This is a genomic window from Campylobacter troglodytis, from assembly GCF_006864425.1.
Classification (GTDB): Bacteria; Campylobacterota; Campylobacteria; order Campylobacterales; family Campylobacteraceae; genus Campylobacter_D; species Campylobacter_D troglodytis.
The window spans coordinates 1-366 of the sequence record NZ_QHLI01000280.1; the positions used below are offsets into that span (position 1 = coordinate 1).

General features: G+C 33.6%; 1 protein-coding gene. It reads left to right on the forward strand.

From position 1 onward, the window contains the following. On the forward strand, positions 1-366 hold a 366-nt coding region (locus tag DMC01_RS14360; RefSeq protein ID WP_185908999.1), incomplete at both ends, for a hypothetical protein.

Sequence of the window (366 nt, forward strand, 5' to 3'; positions counted from 1 at the left end):
TAAAAATCACATCATCTTTGCAAGATCTAAATCAAATGCCTTTAAATTCAAGCTTAAATGCTTTGAATTCACAGACAACAGGTCCCTTAAATTCACAAACAGGGCTGAATTCAAGCTTAAATTCACAAAGTCCAAATGAGGCCTCTTTGAATTCGCAAAGTGCTTTAAATTCACAAAGCGAGAACGAACAAGGCTTAAATTCACAAGAAACAAATTTTTTAAATTCAAATACAGAGCTGAATTCAAACTTAAACTCACAAAACACAAGCTCAAATGAAGGATTGCAAGGCTTAAATTCAAGCACAAGTCCCTTAAACTCACAAACAAAAAGCTTCAAAGCCATCATAAGCAAGATACAATACCTTG